This is a genomic window from Myxococcus sp. CA040A, from assembly GCF_013336725.1.
In the GTDB taxonomy this organism is placed as follows: Bacteria; Myxococcota; Myxococcia; order Myxococcales; family Myxococcaceae; genus Myxococcus; species Myxococcus llanfairpwllgwyngyllgogerychwyrndrobwllllantysiliogogogochensis.
The window spans coordinates 153,228-171,182 of record NZ_JABUMR010000008.1 but is presented as its reverse complement, the minus strand read 5'-3'; the positions used below and the strand labels follow the sequence as shown (position 1 = coordinate 171,182).

Sequence of the window (17,955 nt, the reverse complement as noted above, 5' to 3'; positions counted from 1 at the left end):
ACGTTATGAAGAAGCAGCTCGTGAGCTGGAGGCGTTGGCTGGGGAGTGCCGTGGCGGTCGGTCTCCTGGGCGGTTGCAGTACCCTGCCGCGCTACGGCAATCCGGAGCTGCCCCGCACGGAGCTGGCGCCTCCGGTGGACTACTTCTCGGTGGACTGGTGGGCGCCACTGGTGGCGCCCACCCTGCTGGAGTACGCGCCGCGCGAGGTCGCCTCGCCAGCGTACGACGCGAAGAGCAAGACGGTCATCGCGCTCACGCGGGATGGCGTCATCCGCGGCGTGGGTCCGGACGGTCAGATCAAGTGGTCCAAGCGGACGACGACCCGCTTCGCGGCGGGGGCCCAGGTGAGCGACGGCGTGGCCTTCGTTCCCGGGGGTGACGGCACCCTGTACGCGCTGGACGCGGCCACTGGAGAGCAGAAGTGGCAGTACGCGGCGGGTGAGTCGCTGGCCACGGTGCCGGTGATTGCCGAGGGCCTGGTGTTGGTGGCCTCGGAGAGCGACACCCTGTTCGCGGTGAAGGTCGAGGACGGGGTCTGGGCCTGGCAGTACCGCAGGGACCCGCCGTCGGGCTTCACGGTGCGAGGCGCGTCGACGCCGCTGGTTCGCGACGGCAATGTCTACGTGGGTTTCTCCGACGGCTACATCGTGTCGCTGAACATGAAGGACGGCGGCGCCAACTGGGAGAAGTCGCTGTCGGGAAGCGGCTCCGAGTTCCTGGACGTGGACACCACGCCCGCGCTGGATGACCACGGGCAGCTCTACGTGGCGTCGTACAAGAACGGCCTCTTCGCCCTCGAGGCGGAGTCCGGAGAGCTGGTCTGGACCAGCTCGGTGTCCGGCATGACGGGGCTGCTGGCGAAGGGGCAGATGCTCTTCACCGTGGGCGACGGCCGCGTGGACGCCTACCTGGCGGAAGACGGACGGCTCCTCTGGTCGCACCCCCTGGGCGAAAGGTCGGGCCAGACGCCCGTGTTCTCCAAGGGAATGCTGATTGTTCCCATCCAGCGGTCGCTGCTGTTCCTGGACCCGAAGACGGGCCAGGCGCGCGTGTCGTGGAACCCCGGCGACGGCGTCTCCGCGACGCCGTTCGTGGCGGGCTCGAAGCTGTTCGTGCTCTCCAACAACGGGTGGCTCTACTCGCTGGACTTCAACGGGCTGAAGGGGTGACCACGGTGGCGACCCGGACGGTCCGCGTGGTGGCGGCGCTGATTCCAGGTCGCCTCGACGCCCAGCGCTTCCTGGTGCAGCAGCGGCTTCCGGGTGGAAGCCGCGCGCTCCTGTGGGAGTTTCCGGGCGGCAAGGTGGAGGCGGGCGAGACGGACGAAGCCGCGCTTGCCCGGGAGTGTCGCGAGGAGCTGGATGTGGAGCTCTCCGTGGGCCGGCGGCTGTGGGAAGGCCGCCACGAGTACCCGGACCTGACGGTGGAGCTGGTGCTCTACGCGGCGCGGATGCTCTCCGGTGAGCCGAAGCCGTTGGGCGCGCATGCGCTCGAGTTCCGGACGCCCGGGGAGATGCAGTCCCTGCCTTTCTGCGAAGCGGACATTCCGCTCCTGGAGGAGCTGGTGGCGGGAAGGTTGGGCGCGCTCGATTGATGCTCCAGCGGACGTTCCAGCACATCCCCGGCGTGGGCCCCTGGCGCGAGAAGGACCTCTGGGCGCGCGGCTTCAAGACGTGGGACGACTATCCGGCGGCCGGCGAGGGTGTGGCCATCACCCGGAAGACGGACGACATCGCGCGGGAGCGACTCGCGCTGGGCCGTGAGGCGTTGGAGCGGAGGGATTTGCGCCGGCTGGCGGAGCTGATTCCGCCCCGTGAGCACTGGCGGCTGTATCCCGAGTTCCACCAGGACGCCGTCTACTTCGACATCGAGACGGATGGCCGCGAGGCCCAGGCTCCCACGGTGGTGAGCCTGTTCGATGCCACGGGCCTGCACGTGTTCATCCAGGGCCGGAACATGGACGCGCTGCCGGAGGCCATGGCGGCGCGGCGGCTGTGGGTGACCTTCAACGGGTCCACGTTCGATGTGCCGGTGCTGCGCAACTACTTTGGCGCGGGGCGGTTTCCGGTGCCCGACGCGCATATCGATCTGCGCTTCGTCACGCGTCGGCTGGGACTGGGCGGCGGGCTGAAGGAGATCGAAGGAAAGATTGGCGCCGAGCGTCCGCCGCACATGAAGGGCGTCAACGGCTACGACGCCGTGCTGCTGTGGCGTGCGTATACGCGGCGCGGCGACGTGGAGGCGCTGCGGTTCCTGGTGGAATACAACCTCTACGACTCCTTCCAGCTCCGGACGCTGATGGACGTGGCCTACAACCGCGGCGCCGATGACTTGAATCAGGACGTCCCCCGGCTGCCCGTGTTCGAGCGTGGCGAAGTGCTGTACGACGTGAGCCGGATCATCCTGGAACTGGGCCCTACGGAGCGGGACCTTCAGACGCTCGAGCGCGTCCGGGCCGAAGAGCAGTTTCCCTGAGTTCCTGAGCAGGGCGGGCAGGGTGCCTGGGCGATTCGCCCCCCTGGGACTCTCTTCCGGTGAACAACCGGCCTCATGGGTTGCACAGCGCCTGTGGAATGCGTCCAGGAGTCGTTTGTAGGGTGAACCGAACCCGAGACGGAGGACCGCACAACCCATGAGCGACCCGATTGACCCGACAGAGAGCTCAGAGGTTCCCCAGCGAGGCTCGGCTGGAAAGAAGGCCGCGCTGGTGGGCGGCGCGCTGGTGGCGGTGGGCGTTGGGGCCGCCGTCGCGCTGGGCCTCTTCGAGAAGGAGCCGCCGCCCGTGGTCGCGGTGGCTCCAATCATCGAGGACGCAGGTGTGGCCGCGCCGGTAGCACCGACGGCTTCGCTTCCGGAGAGTGACGGCCGGGTCCGGGAGATGGCGAGCCGGATGTCGGAGGAAGCGGAGCTCCAGCGCTGGCTCCAGGAGAAGGATCTGGTGCGCCGGGTGACGGCGGCCGTGAACAACATCGCGGAGGGCGTGAGCCCCCGGATGGTGCTGGGTTTCCTGGGCCCGGCGGATGGATTCCAGGTCGTCGAGGGCAAGGACAAGTCGGTGACCATCGACCCGCGAAGCCATGCTCGCTACGACCTGGTGGCGCGAGTGTTCGGCACCTTCGACGCACAGGTCGCCAAGAGCATGTACCGCGACTTGAAGCCGCTCATCGACCAGGCGCATGGCGAGATTGCTCCGCCGGGACAGACGTTCGATTCGACGCTGAGCCGAGCCTTCCAGCATCTGCTCGCGGTTCCGGTTCCAGAGGGCGCCGCGCTGGAGGTCCAGCCGCAAGGAGCGCTCTATGTCTATGCCTCGCCGGAGCTGGAGGGCCTGAGCCGGGCGCAGAAGCACTTGCTGCGGATGGGGCCCCAGAACATTCGGGTCATCCAGGCGAAGCTCCGGGAGCTTCAGGGCGCGCTGGGACTGCCTCCGGTGGCCGCCGAGGGCCCGTAGCGAGCCCGAATGTTGATGGGCAGCCGGGCTCTGGATGGAGCCCGAATATTCGCGGTAGCGAGCCCGAATGTTGATGGGCGACCCGGGCAAGCCGGGGCCCGAATGTTCGCGGCAAGGCTGGAATGTTCATGCGGGCCCAGGGCGAGCGGCCCGGAACATTCGAGGCGGTGCCGGGAACATTCGGGGCCGCCATGAGGCCCAGGGCTAGCGGCGCTTTTTCTTCTTGGCCGGCGCTGGAGGCGGTGCCGGCTTTTCCTTTTCGCCGGCGACCAGGAACGTGGTGCGGAGTTCCTCGACGTCGCGGCCCAAGGTGTCCGTGAACGCGGTGCCGGTCTGGGCATCGACGACCAGGGTGTACTCGAAGCCGGTCTTCAGGGGCTGGGGCAGGACGATGCGGTAGACGAGCCCGGTGTCGGATTCCTCGGCGACGTCGTCGGAGACCATGGCTCGCTCAGCGGCGTCGAAGAGCCGGACCCGGTAGTTCCGGAGGCCTCGTGACGCGGTCAGCTCCAGCGTCGAGGTCTGCTCGATGACCGGCTTCTCGCCAGGGTCCAGGGAGATCTCCGCGAGGCCCGCATCGGGAACCTGGGAGCGAAGCGCGAACGTGGTCGGCGGCGGGGCCTTGGGCGCCTCGGGAACTTCGGCGACGCCAGAATCTGGCGACGGACCCGAGGTCTTGTCCGGGCATCCCGTCAGCGCCAGCAGGCCGCAGCAAAACGCGGTGGTGACCGCGGTTCGTTGGAGGAAACGCATGCCGGGCACGGTACGCGGCCACGGTGGCCACGAGAAGCGAGGACTCGATGCGGGCATCCAGGCAGCCAGGCCCACCGTTCACCCCTGTCCCCCCCTCTATCGGAACGTCCGATAACATGCGTTATGTAAACTAAGCGAATGGGAAACCAGGGGTCGTTTTTCCAGGGTTCTTCCCCGCTGTTCCCAGACCATCGGCACGCCGCTGTCGGCCAAGATGCGGGCCTTCCAAGCCTCCACCACGGCGTTCCCGGACCGGCCCCCATGAGATTCCTCGACGACCTGCTCGCGGATGCGCGCTTCGCGTTCCGCACGTTCCGACGTGCCCCCGGCTTCGCGGCCGCCGCCATCCTCTGCCTGGCCCTGGGCATCGGCGCCAACGCCGTCATCTTCAGCGTGGTCCACGGCGTGCTGCTCCGGCCTCTCCCGTACGCCGAACCCGAGCGGCTCGTGTCGCTCGTCGAACTGCGCGCCCAAGGCTCCGGCGGCCCGGTCTCCTGGCTCACGTTCTTCGACTGGCGCGATCAGGCCCGGGCCTTCGAGCACATGGCGGCGTTCACCGTGGGCGGCTCGATTCTCCGCGCGGACGACGACTCCGAGCGCCTGGAAACCACCCGAGGCACCGCCGACTACTTCACCGTGCACGGCGTCCCCCCGTTGCTCGGCAGGACTTTCGCGCCCGGCGACGACCAGCCTGGGCATGAGCCCGTCGCGGTGCTCAACGAGGCGCTCTGGCGACGCCGTTTTGGCGCGAATCCCGCCGTCCTCGGCCGCACGGTGCTCCTGGACAACGTCCCGCATACCGTCGTCGGAGTCATTCCCGAGTCGTTCGCCCCGGACATGGACGTCTGGCTGCCGCTGGTGGCTCCGCCCGATGCCCGTGGCGGTCGCTATTCCACGGTGCTCTCCGTGCGCGCCCGGCTGGCGCCCGGAATCACCCTGGACTCGGCCAACGAGCAACTCAAGGACGTCACCGCCGGAATCGCGGCCGCGGGCCCGGCTGCCCTCAAGGAACGCACCGCACGGGCCGACTCGCTCGCCGAGGCCCAGACGCGGCTCTGGAGCGGCCCACTGAAGCTGCTGCTCGGCGCCGTGGCCCTGGTCCTCCTTATCGCCTGCGCCAACGTCGCCAACATCCTGCTCGCGCGCGCTGGTGCCCGCCGGCAGGAACTCGCCGTCCGCGTGGCGCTCGGCGCGACGCGCGCCCGCGTCATCCAGCAACTCCTCGTCGAAAGCCTCCTGCTCGCGCTCACGGGCGGCGCCCTGGGTGGACTGCTCGCGCACTGGGGCCTGGACGCGCTGCTCGCCGTGGTCCCCGAGTCGATGCCACATCGGGCCGCGGTCTCCCTCGATGGGACGACCTTCCTGTTCCTCGCCGCCATCTCCATCGGGAGCGGCCTGGCCTTCGGACTGCTTCCCGCGCTCCAGGTCTCCCGGCTCGACCTTCGCGGGGCCCCCATCCAGGGCGGCCGACGCCTCCGATCCACGCTGGTCGTCGTGGAGCTGGCGGTCTGTCTGGTGCTCCTCGTGGGCGCGGGCCTCCTGGGCCGGGGGTTCTTCCAGCTCCTCGGCACGTCCCCCGGGCTCGCGCCCGAGCAACTGCTCACGCTGCACATCGCCATCCCCGACAGCCGTTTCTTCACCGAGCAGGGCCTGGACGGAAACGTGCCGAGCACCCTGCTGGAGCCCATCCTCGACGAGGTGCGAGCGCTGCCCGGGGTGAGCGCCGTGGGAATGACGTCGCTGCTGCCCATCCAGCGCGCATGGAACAACGCCCGCTATGTCATCGAGGGCGAACCGCCCCCGGAGGCCGGCTCGGAGCCAAGGGCCGAGCGCCGCTCCACGAGCCCCGGCTTCTTCGGCACGGTGGGAATCCCGCTCAAGCAAGGCCGCGACTTCACCACCGTCGACGCGGCCCCCGGTCAGCCCGCCACGGTCATCATCAACGAGACGCTCGCGCGCCGGCACTTCCCGGACGGCAACGCCCTGGGCCGCCAGCTCCGACTCGGCACCGGGGCCCACACCATCATCGGCGTCGTGGGCGACGTGCGACAGGCCGGCCTGGACAAGACGCCGCTGGCCGAGCTCCACGTCCCCTACGGCCGGCCCTGGGGCGACGACAGCCTGGTGCTCGTCGCTCGAACCTCGGTGCCACCGGAGACCTTGCTGCCCTCGGTCCGCGAGGCCGTGCGCCGGGTCGACTCGAGCCTGCCCGTCTTCCGCGCCCTCACCATGGACCAGGTCATCTCCCAGTCGCTCGGCTTCCGGCGGCTCGTGCTGTGCCTGCTCGGCGGCTTCGCGGCGCTCGCCCTGGTGCTATCCACCTACGGCCTCTATGGCGTCATCTCGCTGCTCGTCTCGCAGCGGACGCGGGAGCTCGGCATCCGCATGGCGCTCGGGGCACGTCCCGGAGACGTCCTCCGACTCGTGCTCGGCCAGGGCGCGAGGCTCGCGGGAGTGGGCATCGCCCTGGGGCTCGTGGGCTCCCTGGCGCTGACCCGGTTGCTCGAAAGCCAGCTCCACGGAATCACCGCCACGGATCCCCTCACCTTCGGCGCCGTGGCCACCCTGTTCGCCCTCGTCGCCCTGCTGGCCTGCTGGTTTCCCGCGCGCCGCGCCACCCGCGTGGACCCGCTTGTGGCCATGCGCACCTGAGTCACGGCGACCCGACCCGGAGCGGCGGGTTCTCGACGCGGTGCGATAGCCAACCCTGGGGAGCGGTCATCCGCTCGAATCATGCAATCACGGGCAGCGACATCTCGTAGGACTCCGCGCACTGACGAGGAATCCCCCGGCCGCCTGGATGTTCCAGGGGTTGGGAATTCTTCCCAGCTTTTTTCCCGGTTGACCGAGGCAGTGGGTTACCGCAGAACCGCGACACCCCCGGCCCTGGAAAGGACCTGTCCAATGAAACGGTTGTTCCTGATTGCCACCCTTGTCGGCGCCGCCCCCGCGCTGGCCGACGAAGGCATGTGGACGTACAACAACTTCCCGTCCGCGAAGGTGAAGGAGAAGTACGGCTTCGAGCCTTCGCAGGAGTGGCTCGACAAAGCCCGCCTGTCCTCCGCGCGGCTCGCGGGCGGCTGTTCCGCCAGCTTCGTGTCCGCCAACGGCCTGGTGATGACGAATCACCACTGTGCTCGCGGCTGTATCGAGCAGCTCTCCGGCGCCAAGAAGGACTACATCGCCAACGGCTTCTACGCGAAGACCGAAGCCGAGGAGACGCAGTGCCCGGCGATGGAGATCAACCAGCTGGAGCAGATCACCGACGTCACCGAGACGCTGAACAAGGCGACCGCGGGGCTGTCCGGCAAGCCTTATAGCGACACCCTGAAGGCGAAGATGTCCGAGCTGGAGCAGGCTTGCTCCGCCGGCGACGCCAAGGTGCGCTGCGACGTCGTCACCCTGTACCAGGGCGGCAAGTACAACCTCTACAAGTACCGCCGCTTCCAGGACGTGCGCCTGGTGATGGCCCCCGAGCACGCCATCGCCTTCTTCGGCGGCGACCCGGACAACTTCGAGTTCCCCCGGTGGGACCTGGACGTGACGTTCCTGCGCGTCTACCAGGACGGCAAGCCGGCCAAGACGGAGAACTTCTTCAAGTGGTCCGAGAAGAGCGCCAAGGAGGGTGACCTCACCTTCGTGTCCGGCCACCCCGGCCGCACCTCGCGCGGGCTGACCATCGCGGAGCTGGAGTATCAGCGCGACGTGGCCATGCCGAAGATGCTCTTCATGATGTCCGAAGTGCGCGGCATGGTGACGGAGTTCCAGAAGCGCGGCCCCGAGCAGAAGCGCATCTCCAACAACCTGCTCTTCGGCGTGGAGAACGGCCTGAAGGCGACCAAGGGCCGCCTGGAGGCGCTGCAGGACAAGAAGTTCTTCGGCCAGAAGGTCGCCGCCGAGCAGGAGCTGCGCAAGAAGGTCGACGCCAACCCGGAGATGAAGAAGAAGTACGGCGCGGCGTGGGATGAGATCGCCAAGGCGCAGGGCCAGCTCGTCAACGTCCGCAAGGACCTGGCCTTCGTCGAGCAGGGCAACGGCCTGTCCTCCAGCCTGTACAGCATCGCCAAGGCGCTGGTGCGCGCCTCCGAGGAGCTCCCCAAGGAGAACGGCCAGCGCCTGCGTGAGTTCAACCAGGCCAACGTGCCGGCCCTCACGGCCGGGCTGCTCAGCCCGGCGCCCATCTACCCGGAGCTGGAGATCATGCGCCTGTCGTTCGGCCTGACGAAGATGCGCGAGGAGCTCGGCTCCAACCACCCGTTCGTCAAGAAGGTCCTGGGCAAGGAGTCCCCCGAGAAGCTGGCCGCCCGGCTGGTCAAGGGCTCCAAGCTCTGCGTCCTCAAGGACGTGAAGGGCTCCAAGGTCTGTGACGTGGCCGTGCGCAAGGGCCTGCTCGACGGCGGCAAGGCGGCCATCGCCGCCTCCAAGGACCCGATGATCCAGCTGGCCCTCGCGCTCGACGCGGATGGCCGCGCGGTCCGCAAGAACTACGAGGAGAACATCGACGCGGTCATCAAGAAGAACGCGGAGCTGGTCGCCAAGGCGAAGTTCGAGGCCTACGGCACCAACCAGTACCCGGACGCGACGTTCAGCCTGCGCCTGTCCTACGGCTCGGTGAAGGGCTACATGGAGGACGGCAAGAAGGTGGAGCCCGTCACCCAGATGGCCGGGACGTTCGAGCACGCCACGGGCGAGGAGCCCTTCGCCCTGCCGCCTTCCTGGCTGAAGTCGGAGAAGCTGCTCGACGGCGCCACGGCGATGAACCTGGTCACCAGCAACGACATCATCGGCGGCAACTCCGGTTCCCCGATGATCAACAAGGACGCGGAGATCGTCGGCCTGGTGTTCGACGGCAACATCCAGTCCCTGGGCGGTGAGTACGGCTTCGACGAGTCCGTCAACCGCACCGTGGCCGTGCACAGCGACGCCATCATCGAGTCGCTGAAGAAGATCTACGGCGCCACCCGGGTGCTCGAGGAGCTGCGTCCGGGCAGCACCAAGATTCCCTCGGTCCCCACGAAGCCGGCCGGGTGATTCACCCCGCCTGAAGGGGCCCGGGCTCAACCCCCGGACCCCTGAAGCACGAAGAGGCTGCCTGGGCACGTTCGCCAGGCAGCCTCTTTCGCGTTTCCAGCGGGCACCCTACTCCCGGCTCACTCCCACTCGATGGTGGCCGGGGGCTTGGAGGACACGTCGTAGGCGACGCGGTTGATGCCACGCACCTCGTTGGTGATGCGCGTGGAGATGCGCTCCAGCACGGGGTACGGCAGCCGGGCCCAGTCCGCCGTCATGCCGTCCACGCTGGTGACGGCGCGCAGCACGCAGGTGGACTCGTAGGTGCGCTCGTCGCCCATGACGCCCACGCTCTGCACGGGCAGCAGCACGGCGAAGGCCTGCCACAGCTCCTTGTAGAGCCCCGCGGCGCGAATCTCCTCCTGGACGATGGCGTCCGCGCGGCGCACCAGCTCCAGGCGGGCTTCCGTGACTTCACCCAGCACGCGGATGGCCAGGCCGGGACCGGGGAACGGCTGGCGGTTCACCATGTCCTCGGGCAGCCCAAGCTCGCGGCCCAGGGCGCGGACCTCGTCCTTGAACAGCTCGCGCAGCGGCTCCACCAGCTTGAGCTTCATCGTCTCCGGCAGGCCGCCCACGTTGTGGTGGCTCTTGATGGTGACGGAGGGGCCCTTGTACGAGACGGACTCGATGACGTCCGGGTACAGCGTGCCCTGTGCCAGGAACCCGGCGTCCTGGATGTCGCGCGAGGCCTCCTCGAACACGGCGATGAACTCACGGCCGATGATCTTCCGCTTCTTCTCCGGGTCCGTCACGCCGGCCAGCGCGTCCAGGAACCGGGCCCGCGCATCCACCGTCTTCAGCGGGACGTGGAAGCGGTCCACGAAGAGCCCCTCCACCTGGGCGCGCTCCCCCTGCCGCAGCACCCCGTTGTCCACGAAGATGCACTGGAGCCGGGGGCCGATGGCGCGGTGGAGCAGCAGCGCGGCCACGGAGCTGTCCACGCCGCCGGACAGCGCGCAGATGACCCGGCCCTGCTCACCCACTTGTCGGCGGATGGTGGCCACCGCCTCGTCGATGAAGCCCTTCATCGTCCACGAGCCGCTCACCTTGCAGTCGTTGAAGAGGAAGGCGCGCAGCATGGCCTTGCCCTGCGGGGTATGTACGACTTCCGGGTGGAACTGGAGGCCGTAGAAGGGCTTGGTCTGGTGGGCCGCCGCCGCGAAGGGCGAATTGCCACTGCGACCAATGGCCTCGAAACCGGGCGGAAGCTCCTCCACCCGGTCTCCGTGGCTCATCCACACCTGGACCCGGTCTCCGGGTTTGAACTCCGAGAAGGGCCCGCGGGGCGCCAGGACCTCGACCTCCGCGTTGCCGAACTCACGGTGTGCGCCCCGGTCAATGCGCCCGCCCAGGAGCTTGGCGGTGAGCTGGAGGCCGTAGCAGATGCCGAGGACGGGCACGCCCGCCTCGAAGACGAACGGGTCACACCGGGGGGAACCAGGCGCCTCCACGGACGCCGGGCCTCCGGAGAGGATGATGCCCCGGGGGGCATAGCGGCGGATATCCTCCGCCGGGAGGTCCGGGCGGTGGATTTCGCAATAAACGCCCAGTTCGCGCACCCTCCGGGCGATGAGCTGGGTGTACTGACTCCCGAAATCGAGGATCAGGATCTTCTCGGCGTGCAGGTCCACCGGAGGTTCTCCAAGGGGCGTCGTTGACGGCTGGGGGCCCTTATCGCTACAAACTTCCGGAAAGCAACGCCCAAGTCCCCTCAATTGTTCGAGGTCCGGATGCTCCGCCGCCTGTCCGCTTCCACTGCTGCGACCCTCTTGTTCCTCTCCGCCTCTGGATGCGTGAAGGAAATCTCCTCCGACGAGCGACTGGACCGCGAGACCCAAAACCTGGCTGTCAAAGACACGCCAGGGGTCTCCGATCTCCAGAAGCTCACCTGTGACGACACCACCGACGCACTGGGCAAGGCCCGCAACGTCAATCGCCCCGAGACGGACCGCCTCGTCGACTACATCGAGCTGTACTCCTCGCTGCGCAAGCGGACCACCACGTTCGAGGAGGCGATGAACCGCAACCCGGACCTGAGCTACCGCGAGGGCAGCCAGCAGATCGTCAATGCACGGGACACCTGCATCCAGCAGACGGCCGACGTGAAGGTGGAGTTCGAGACCTACATGCGCGAGCTGGTGATGGTGCCCACCGTGCAGGAGATCAAGGGCGGCAACACCGTCACCATCGCCCGGCTCGACTTCAACACCCTGCGCCAGGCCATTGAAACGCTGGAGCCCGACGACAAGGACGCCCTGCTCAGCCGCGTGGCCGGCGCCGAGGGGAAGATCTCCGCCGCGTCGCCGTCCTCCGACGACTCTGGCTCCGGCGGTCGCAAGGGCCGCAAGTAGCCGCCTTCCCGGCCGAAACAACCGAGGGCCCCGCCGCCTGGCGTGGGCCCTCTTTTCGTTCCAGGAGCCGCCCGTCCTGACGCCTACTCCACGCGGTAGTTGGGAGCCTCTTCGGTGATGATGACGTCGTGGACGTGGCTCTCCTTGAGGCCCGCCGAGGTGATGCGCACGAAGGTCGCGTTCTTGCGCAGCTCGTCGATGGTGCCGCAGCCCACGTAGCCCATGCCGCTGCGGATGCCGCCCAGCATCTGGTGGACGTTCATCGCGAGCGTGCCCTTGTACGGCACCCGGCCTTCGATGCCCTCGGGAACGAGCTTCACCGCGTCCACGTCCGACTGGAAGTAGCGGTCCTTGGCGCCCTGCTTCATCGCGCCCAGGCTGCCCATGCCCCGGTAGCTCTTGTAGCTGCGGCCCTGGTACAGGATGACGTCCCCGGGGGCCTCTTCGGTGCCGGCGAAGAGCGAGCCGATCATCACCGTGCTGGCTCCGGCCGCGAGCGCCTTGACGATGTCGCCCGAGTACTTGATGCCGCCATCCGAGATGATGGGGATGTCGTGCTTCTCCGCCTCGCGGCAGCAGTCATCCACCGCGGTGACTTGCGGCACGCCCACGCCGGCGACGACGCGGGTGGTGCAGATGGAGCCGGGGCCGATGCCCACCTTCACCGCGTCCACGCCCGCCTGGATGAGCGCGCGGGTGGCCTCGGCGGTGGCGACGTTGCCGGCGATGAGCTCGAAGCCCTTGAAGTTCTTGCGCGTGTCCCGCACCCCGTCCACCACGCCCTTGGAGTGGCCGTGCGCGGTGTCGACGACGATGACGTCCACGCCCGCCTTCACCAGCGCGTCGATGCGCGCCTCGCGGTCCGGAGACACGCCCACGGCGGCGGCGCACAGGAGGCGCCCCTTTCCGTCCTTGGCCGCGTTCGGGTTCGTGCGGCGCTTCTCGATGTCCTTGATGGTGATGAGGCCGCGCAGCTCGAAGTCGTCGTTGACGATGAGCAGCTTTTCGATGCGGTGCTCGTGCAGCAGCTTCTGCGCATCCCCCTGGATGATGCCCTCGCGGCCGGTGACGAGCTTGCGCGTCATCACCGCTTCGACCTTCTGCGTGAGGTTGGTCTCGAAGCGCACGTCGCGGCTGGTGACGATGCCGACGAGGCGACGCCCCTTCACCACGGGGATGCCCGACACGCCATGGTGCCGCATCAGCTCGATGGCGCGGCCCAGCGGGGCCTCGGGGTCGATGGTGACGGGGTCCACCACCATTCCACTTTCGAACTTCTTGACCTTGGTCACCTCGAGCGCCTGCTGCTCGGGGGTCATGTTCTTGTGGATGACACCGATGCCGCCCTCTTGCGCCATGGCGATGGCGGTGCGCGACTCCGTCACCGTGTCCATCGCCGCCGACAGGAGCGGGATGTTCAGGCGAAGGTTGCGCGTGAGGCGGGTCGACAGGTCCGCATCCTTGGGGACAACCGAACTTTCGGCGGGCACCAGGAGGACGTCATCGAAGGTGAGTGCGAGCCGGATCTCGGGGTTCAACATGGGCGGCGCTCCCGGGGCGAAGGGCCCACGAGGCACCAGCGCCCCGAGGGTGCGGTTCCATACGAGGTACGTTGTCCCCACGCAACCTGGAAGGGTGGACTTTTTGACGCCCGTTCACTCGCACTTCAAGCGATAATCCGACCGGGCTTTTCACTCACGTCTCAGGAACCGGGCTTTGACGGAATCGAATCAGGCGGCGGTCGGGTTGGTCGTGAAGCTGCCATTCGCGACGCCGGAGGAGTTCCTGGCGAAGTATGGCGGCAACGTCACCCGAGGTGGCATCTACCTGCGCGCTCGCGCGGTGAAGCCTCCGGGGACGGCCGTCACGCTGGACCTTCGGCTGGCGAGCGGCGAGCGGCTCATCCACGCGCAGGCCGTGGTCCACTTCGTCACCGGGCAGGGAGGCCAGGGCGTGGTGGGCATGGGCCTGCGCTTCCTGGGGATGGACCCCCAGACGCGCCGCTTCCTCGACTCGGCGGTCGCCGCCCTGCCCCACGCCCAGTCGGACGTGCCCCCAGTCCCCACGGGCGTGGGTGCTCCGGACTACACCGTCCCACCTCCGCCACAGCAGGCGAATCCCCAGGTCGTCGCCGCCCAGGCCGCTCCCCCTTCGGGCGGAGTCGCCCCGGTGCCCGCGACGATGATGTCGGACGCGGCGTTGGACCTGAACACGGCGGAGCCCAAGCGCGCGGGTGTGGTGATTGGCATCGACCTGGGCACGACGAACTCGTGTGCCGCCTATGTGCGCAACGGCAAGCCCGGGGTGCTCAACAGCCGCGAGGGCCACAACACGGTGCCCTCCATCATCGCGGTCAACACGCGCGGCAAGCTGGTGGTGGGCCACCCCGCCAAGGGGCAGATGCTCACCAACCCCCGGCACACGGTGTACGGCGCCAAGCGCCTGGTGGGGCGCGCGTACGAGTCCGCCATCGTCGGGTCCATCAAGGACAAGTTCCACTACGAGATCACCGCGGGAGAGAACGGTGACGCGGGCGTGAAGCTGTCGGACCGCGTCTACACGCTCCAGCAGATCTCCGCGCTCATCCTGCGCGAGGTGCGCGAAGTCGCCCAGAACCAGTTGGGCCAGCCCGTGTCCCGCGCCGTCATCACCGTCCCGGCGTACTACAACGACAACCAGCGCCACGCGGTGCGCGAGGCCGGCAAGCTCGCGGGGCTCTACGTCGAGCGCATCCTCAACGAGCCCACCGCCGCGGCGCTCGCGTACGGCTACGGCCGCAAGCTCAACCAGCGCGTGCTGGTGTACGACCTGGGCGGTGGCACCTTCGACGCGTCCGTGCTGGAGCTGGCCGACAACGTCTACGAGGTCATCTCCACCGGCGGCGACACCTTCCTGGGTGGCATCGACTTCGACAACGCCATCGTCGCGTACCTGCTGGAGGAGTTTCAGAAGAAGACGGGCCGGGCCTTCCAGGGCGACCGGGTGGCCATGCAGCGCATCAACGACGCGGCGGAGCGCGCGAAGTGCGCGCTGTCGGAGCGCTCGGAGATGCGGGTGCATGTGGCCTTCGTCACGATGATCGAGGACAAGCCGTACGACCTGGACGTCACGCTCACGCGGCAGAAGCTCATCGAACTCACCGAGGGCCTCGTCGACCGCACCGTCCAGGTCTGCGAGGAGGTCCTGCGGGTGAAGAACCTGGGCCCCAAGGACATCGACGAGGTCATCCTCGTCGGAGGCCAGAGTCGCTTCCCGCTGGTGCACGAGAAGATCACCCGCTTCTTCGGCAAGCCGCCGAGCAAGGGCGTCCACCCCGACGAAGCGGTGGCCCTGGGGGCCGCGCTCCTGGCGCACAGCCTGGGGCAGCTGGAAGGCGTGGTGCTCATCGACGTGCTCCCCATGGCCATTGGCGTGGGCCTGCCCGGCGGACGCTTCAAGCCCGTGCTGGAGCGCAACACCTCGCTGCCCTCCACCAAGAGCTACACCCTCTCCACGCACCGCGACGGCCAGACGGAGCTGGAGCTCACCGTGTTCCAGGGCGACTCCGACAAGGCGTCCGACAACGAGTACCTGGGCACGCTGAAGCTCGCGGGACTGCCCAAGCTCCCGCGTGGCGCCGTGCAGGTGTCGGTGACGTTCGAGGTGAACAACGAGTCACTGTTGAAGGTCACCGCGCGCGAGTCCTCCTCAGGGCGCGAGGTGACGAGCACCTTCTCCACGCGCGACACGCCCGACGCCGTGAAGGCGAAGCTCGCCCAGTTGGACGCCGAAGGAACGGCCGCCGCGGCACAGGCGACGGGCTCCACGCCGACGCGCACCGTGAGCACGACGGGAACAGGCACCGCCAGTCCGGCGCCGATGAGGGCTCCTGCGGGCGTGACAACTACCTCGGCCCCACGAATCGCTCCGCCGAAGGTCACAGCCGCGCCGCAATCCAACGTCCACGCGGTACCAGCCGTGGTGAGCGCGAAGTCGCGAGGCTTCGTGCGATGGCTCAAAGGCTTGTTCGGTAGAGCCTGAGTCTCGATTTCTTGCTGAGAGTGGATCAGTCCTCCTTCCACTTTCACGCTGGGAATGAAGATGCATGTGGGTAGTCGTTGAGGCCCGCGATTGTCGGCCTCGCCTGTTATTAAGCCGCCGGCCGCAATCAGCCCGGACGAGCTCCACACCCCATGCATGCTCCCTTTCGAATCCTCAATGACGCCCTCCGTGCGCGCGCAGTCGGAGAGTCGTCGCGGCAGCCGCTCTACACCTTCCTCGGAGAGTCGGACGGCGACGAAGCCGCGCTGACCGCGCCCGAGCTGGAGCGACAGGCACGTCGCATCGCCGCCGCGCTGCAAGCGCGTGGGGCCGTGGGCCAGCGAGTGCTGCTGCTCTATCCGCCGGGGCTCGACTACCTCGCGGGTTTCTTTGGCTGCTTGTACGCGGGCGCGGTGGCGGTGCCCGCCTATCCGCCGGACCCGACGCGGCTCGAGCGCACCCTTCCCCGCTTGCGCGCCATCATCCAGGACGCGGAGGCGACGGTGGTACTCACCACGTCGGGCATCCTGGGCCTGGCGGACTTCGTCTTCGAACAGGCGCCGGACTTCCGAGCGCTCCAGTGGTTGTCCACGGATGACCTGCCCGTGGGCGGTGAGGATGCGTGGCGCGAGCCCGACCTTGGCTCCGACACGCTGGCGTTCCTCCAGTACACGTCGGGCTCCACGGGGACGCCCAAGGGCGTGATGCTGTCCCATGCCAACCTGCTGCACAACCTGGGGCTCATCTCCGGTGCGTTCCAGGTGCGCCGCGACAGCGTGGGCGTCATCTGGCTGCCGCCGTACCACGACATGGGGCTGATTGGCGGCATCCTCCAGCCGCTGTTCGGCGGCTTCTCCGTGGCGTTGATGTCACCGATGTCCTTCCTCCAGCGTCCCATGCGCTGGCTGGAGGCCGTGTCCCGCTTCCAGGGCACCGTCAGTGGAGGCCCGAACTTCGCCTTCGAGTTGTGCGCGCGTCGCGCCACCTCCGAGGATGTGAAGGCGCTCGATTTGAGTTCGTGGGAAGTGGCGTTCTGCGGAGCGGAGCCCATTCGAGCCGCCACGTTGGACCGCTTCGCGGAGGTGTTCGCTCCGGCGGGCTTCCGTCGCGAGGCGTTCTATCCCTGCTATGGGCTCGCCGAGGGCACGCTCATCGTCACCGGTGAGCAGAAGGGCCGCGTTCCTCGCGTGCACGTGCTCGACGAGGCTTCGCTGTCTCGTGGCACTGCTGTCCTCGCGGCCCCGGAGACCCCGGGCGTCCGCGCGCATGTGAGCTGCGGTGCGACGCTGGCCGAGCAGCGGCTGCTCATCGTCGATCCCGAGACGAAGGTGCCGCGCGCCGCGGGTGAAGTGGGTGAAATCTGGGTGTCCGGCGGCAGTGTGGCGCTGGGCTACTGGCACAAGCCCGAGCAGTCGCAGGAGACGTTCCAGGCACGCCCCGTGGGCGCCGAGGACGGACCTGCCTATCTGCGCACGGGGGACCTGGGACTGCTCCTCGATGACGGGCAGCTCATCGTCACCGGGCGTCGCAAGGACCTCATCATCCTGCGGGGTAGGAACCTGTACCCGCAGGACGTGGAGGCCGTGGTGGAGCGCGCGCATCGGCGTGTGCGGCCCGGTGGCGTGGCGGCCTTCGGAATCGAGACGCCGGAGGGTGAGGCCCTCGCGGTGGTCGCGGAGGTGGCGCGCGAACTTGCGGAGTCGGGAGACACCGAGGCGCTGACCGCCGTGGCGGACTCGGTGCGGCAGGGCATTGCCCGTGAGCTGGAGGTCCAACCCAGGACGGTGGCACTGCTTCCGCCCGGCTCCATCCCCAAGACGTCGAGCGGGAAGATCCAGCGCTTCGCCTGCCGTGCGGGCCTGGCCTCGGGCGAGCTGCCCGTGCTGTGGCGCTCGGACCTGAACCTCGGGGGCGCACCTGGGACGACTCGGGATGCAACCGCTGGGGTCGTTGAGAGGGAGCCTCGAGCAACCGGGTCGTCGCTGCTGGGCACCGCTTCGTCCGTGAACGTTGGTGGGACCGCGGACGCTCAGTCCGGCACCGCGTCGACGATGGGCGTCGGCGTGGCCGCACAGTCCGGCACCGCGTCGACGGTGGGCGTCGGTGTGGCCGCTCAGTCCGGCACCGCGCCGTCCGCGAGCGCCGACGTGGCGGTTTCCGCTGGCGCGCTCGTGGAACCATCCGCGAGGACTTCGGGCTTGTCCTCCGCGGAGCTGGAGCGCGCGCTTCGCGAGGAACTCTCCGCCGTACTGGGTGCCTCCGCTGGCACCGTGGACCTGGATGCTCCGTTGACCCGATTGGGGATGG

General features: G+C 68.4%; 12 protein-coding genes (1 of these 12 cut by a window edge). 9 read left to right on the top strand and 3 right to left on the bottom strand.

The features are described from left to right. Positions 1–5: 5 nt before the first annotated feature. The 4 genes from HUA75_RS33565 to HUA75_RS33550 all read left to right on the top strand — a co-directional run bounded on the left by HUA75_RS33565 (position 6) and on the right by HUA75_RS33550 (position 3,451). Complete coding sequence (locus HUA75_RS33565; protein ID WP_174488713.1) at positions 6–1,169, top strand: PQQ-binding-like beta-propeller repeat protein; 1,164 nt, start codon at positions 6–8, stop codon at positions 1,167–1,169. Next, positions 1,166–1,594 carry a (deoxy)nucleoside triphosphate pyrophosphohydrolase gene (locus HUA75_RS33560; RefSeq protein ID WP_174488712.1) on the top strand — a complete coding sequence of 143 codons (429 nt, stop codon included), beginning with the start codon at positions 1,166–1,168 and terminating at the stop codon, positions 1,592–1,594. Before HUA75_RS33565 ends, HUA75_RS33560 begins: the two co-directional genes overlap by 4 nt. Beyond that, positions 1,594–2,475 carry a ribonuclease H-like domain-containing protein gene (locus HUA75_RS33555; RefSeq protein WP_141648043.1) on the top strand — a complete coding sequence of 294 codons (882 nt, stop codon included), beginning with the start codon at positions 1,594–1,596 and terminating at the stop codon, positions 2,473–2,475. The genes HUA75_RS33560 and HUA75_RS33555 overlap by 1 nt, the downstream gene beginning before the upstream one ends. A 157-nt stretch (positions 2,476–2,632) precedes the next feature. Next, positions 2,633–3,451 (top strand): DUF3014 domain-containing protein, encoded by an 819-nt coding sequence (locus tag HUA75_RS33550; RefSeq protein ID WP_174455508.1) that lies wholly within the window; start codon positions 2,633–2,635, stop codon positions 3,449–3,451. A 204-nt stretch (positions 3,452–3,655) separates the two neighbouring features. Here HUA75_RS33550 and HUA75_RS33545 read toward each other — a convergent pair whose 3' ends face one another. Beyond that, complete coding sequence (locus HUA75_RS33545) at positions 3,656–4,279, bottom strand: hypothetical protein (RefSeq protein WP_371746250.1); 624 nt, start codon at positions 4,277–4,279, stop codon at positions 3,656–3,658. A gap of 186 nt (positions 4,280–4,465) precedes the next feature. On the opposite strand from HUA75_RS33545, the gene HUA75_RS33540 reads away from it, so the two are divergent. Together HUA75_RS33540 and HUA75_RS33535 are read left to right on the top strand one after the other, a co-directional pair. Then, the gene (locus HUA75_RS33540) at positions 4,466–6,856 is read left to right on the top strand and encodes an ABC transporter permease (RefSeq protein ID WP_174488711.1); all 2,391 of its coding nucleotides are present in this window, start codon (positions 4,466–4,468) and stop codon (positions 6,854–6,856) included. 252 nt (positions 6,857–7,108) lie between these two features. Then, on the top strand, positions 7,109–9,235 hold the full coding sequence (locus HUA75_RS33535; protein WP_174488710.1) for a S46 family peptidase: 2,127 nt from the start codon (positions 7,109–7,111) through the stop codon (positions 9,233–9,235). Positions 9,236–9,354: 119 nt separating this feature from the next. On the opposite strand, the gene guaA is transcribed toward HUA75_RS33535, so the two are convergent. After that, entirely contained in the window at positions 9,355–10,908 is a 1,554-nt protein-coding gene (gene guaA / locus HUA75_RS33530) for a glutamine-hydrolyzing GMP synthase (protein ID WP_141641088.1), read from the bottom strand. A gap of 99 nt (positions 10,909–11,007) precedes the next feature. On the opposite strand from guaA, the gene HUA75_RS33525 reads away from it, so the two are divergent. After that, entirely contained in the window at positions 11,008–11,628 is a 621-nt protein-coding gene (locus HUA75_RS33525) for a hypothetical protein (RefSeq protein ID WP_174464523.1), read from the top strand. 83 nt (positions 11,629–11,711) lie between these two features. On the opposite strand, the gene guaB is transcribed toward HUA75_RS33525, so the two are convergent. Continuing rightward, a complete protein-coding gene (gene guaB / locus HUA75_RS33520; RefSeq protein WP_141641090.1) occupies positions 11,712–13,169 on the bottom strand; it encodes an IMP dehydrogenase in 1,458 nt (485 codons plus the stop codon). A 175-nt stretch (positions 13,170–13,344) separates the two neighbouring features. Between guaB and HUA75_RS33515 the strand changes: the two genes are divergently transcribed. Both HUA75_RS33515 and HUA75_RS33505 read left to right on the top strand, forming a co-directional pair. Then, complete coding sequence (locus HUA75_RS33515) at positions 13,345–15,648, top strand: TIGR02266 family protein (RefSeq protein ID WP_174488709.1); 2,304 nt, start codon at positions 13,345–13,347, stop codon at positions 15,646–15,648. 152 nt (positions 15,649–15,800) lie between these two features. Next, positions 15,801–17,955, top strand: part of the annotated coding region (locus HUA75_RS33505; protein WP_254627899.1) for a non-ribosomal peptide synthase/polyketide synthase (this coding region is incomplete at its 3' end). The annotated region continues 26,800 nt past the right edge of the window; 2,155 of its 28,955 annotated nt are in view.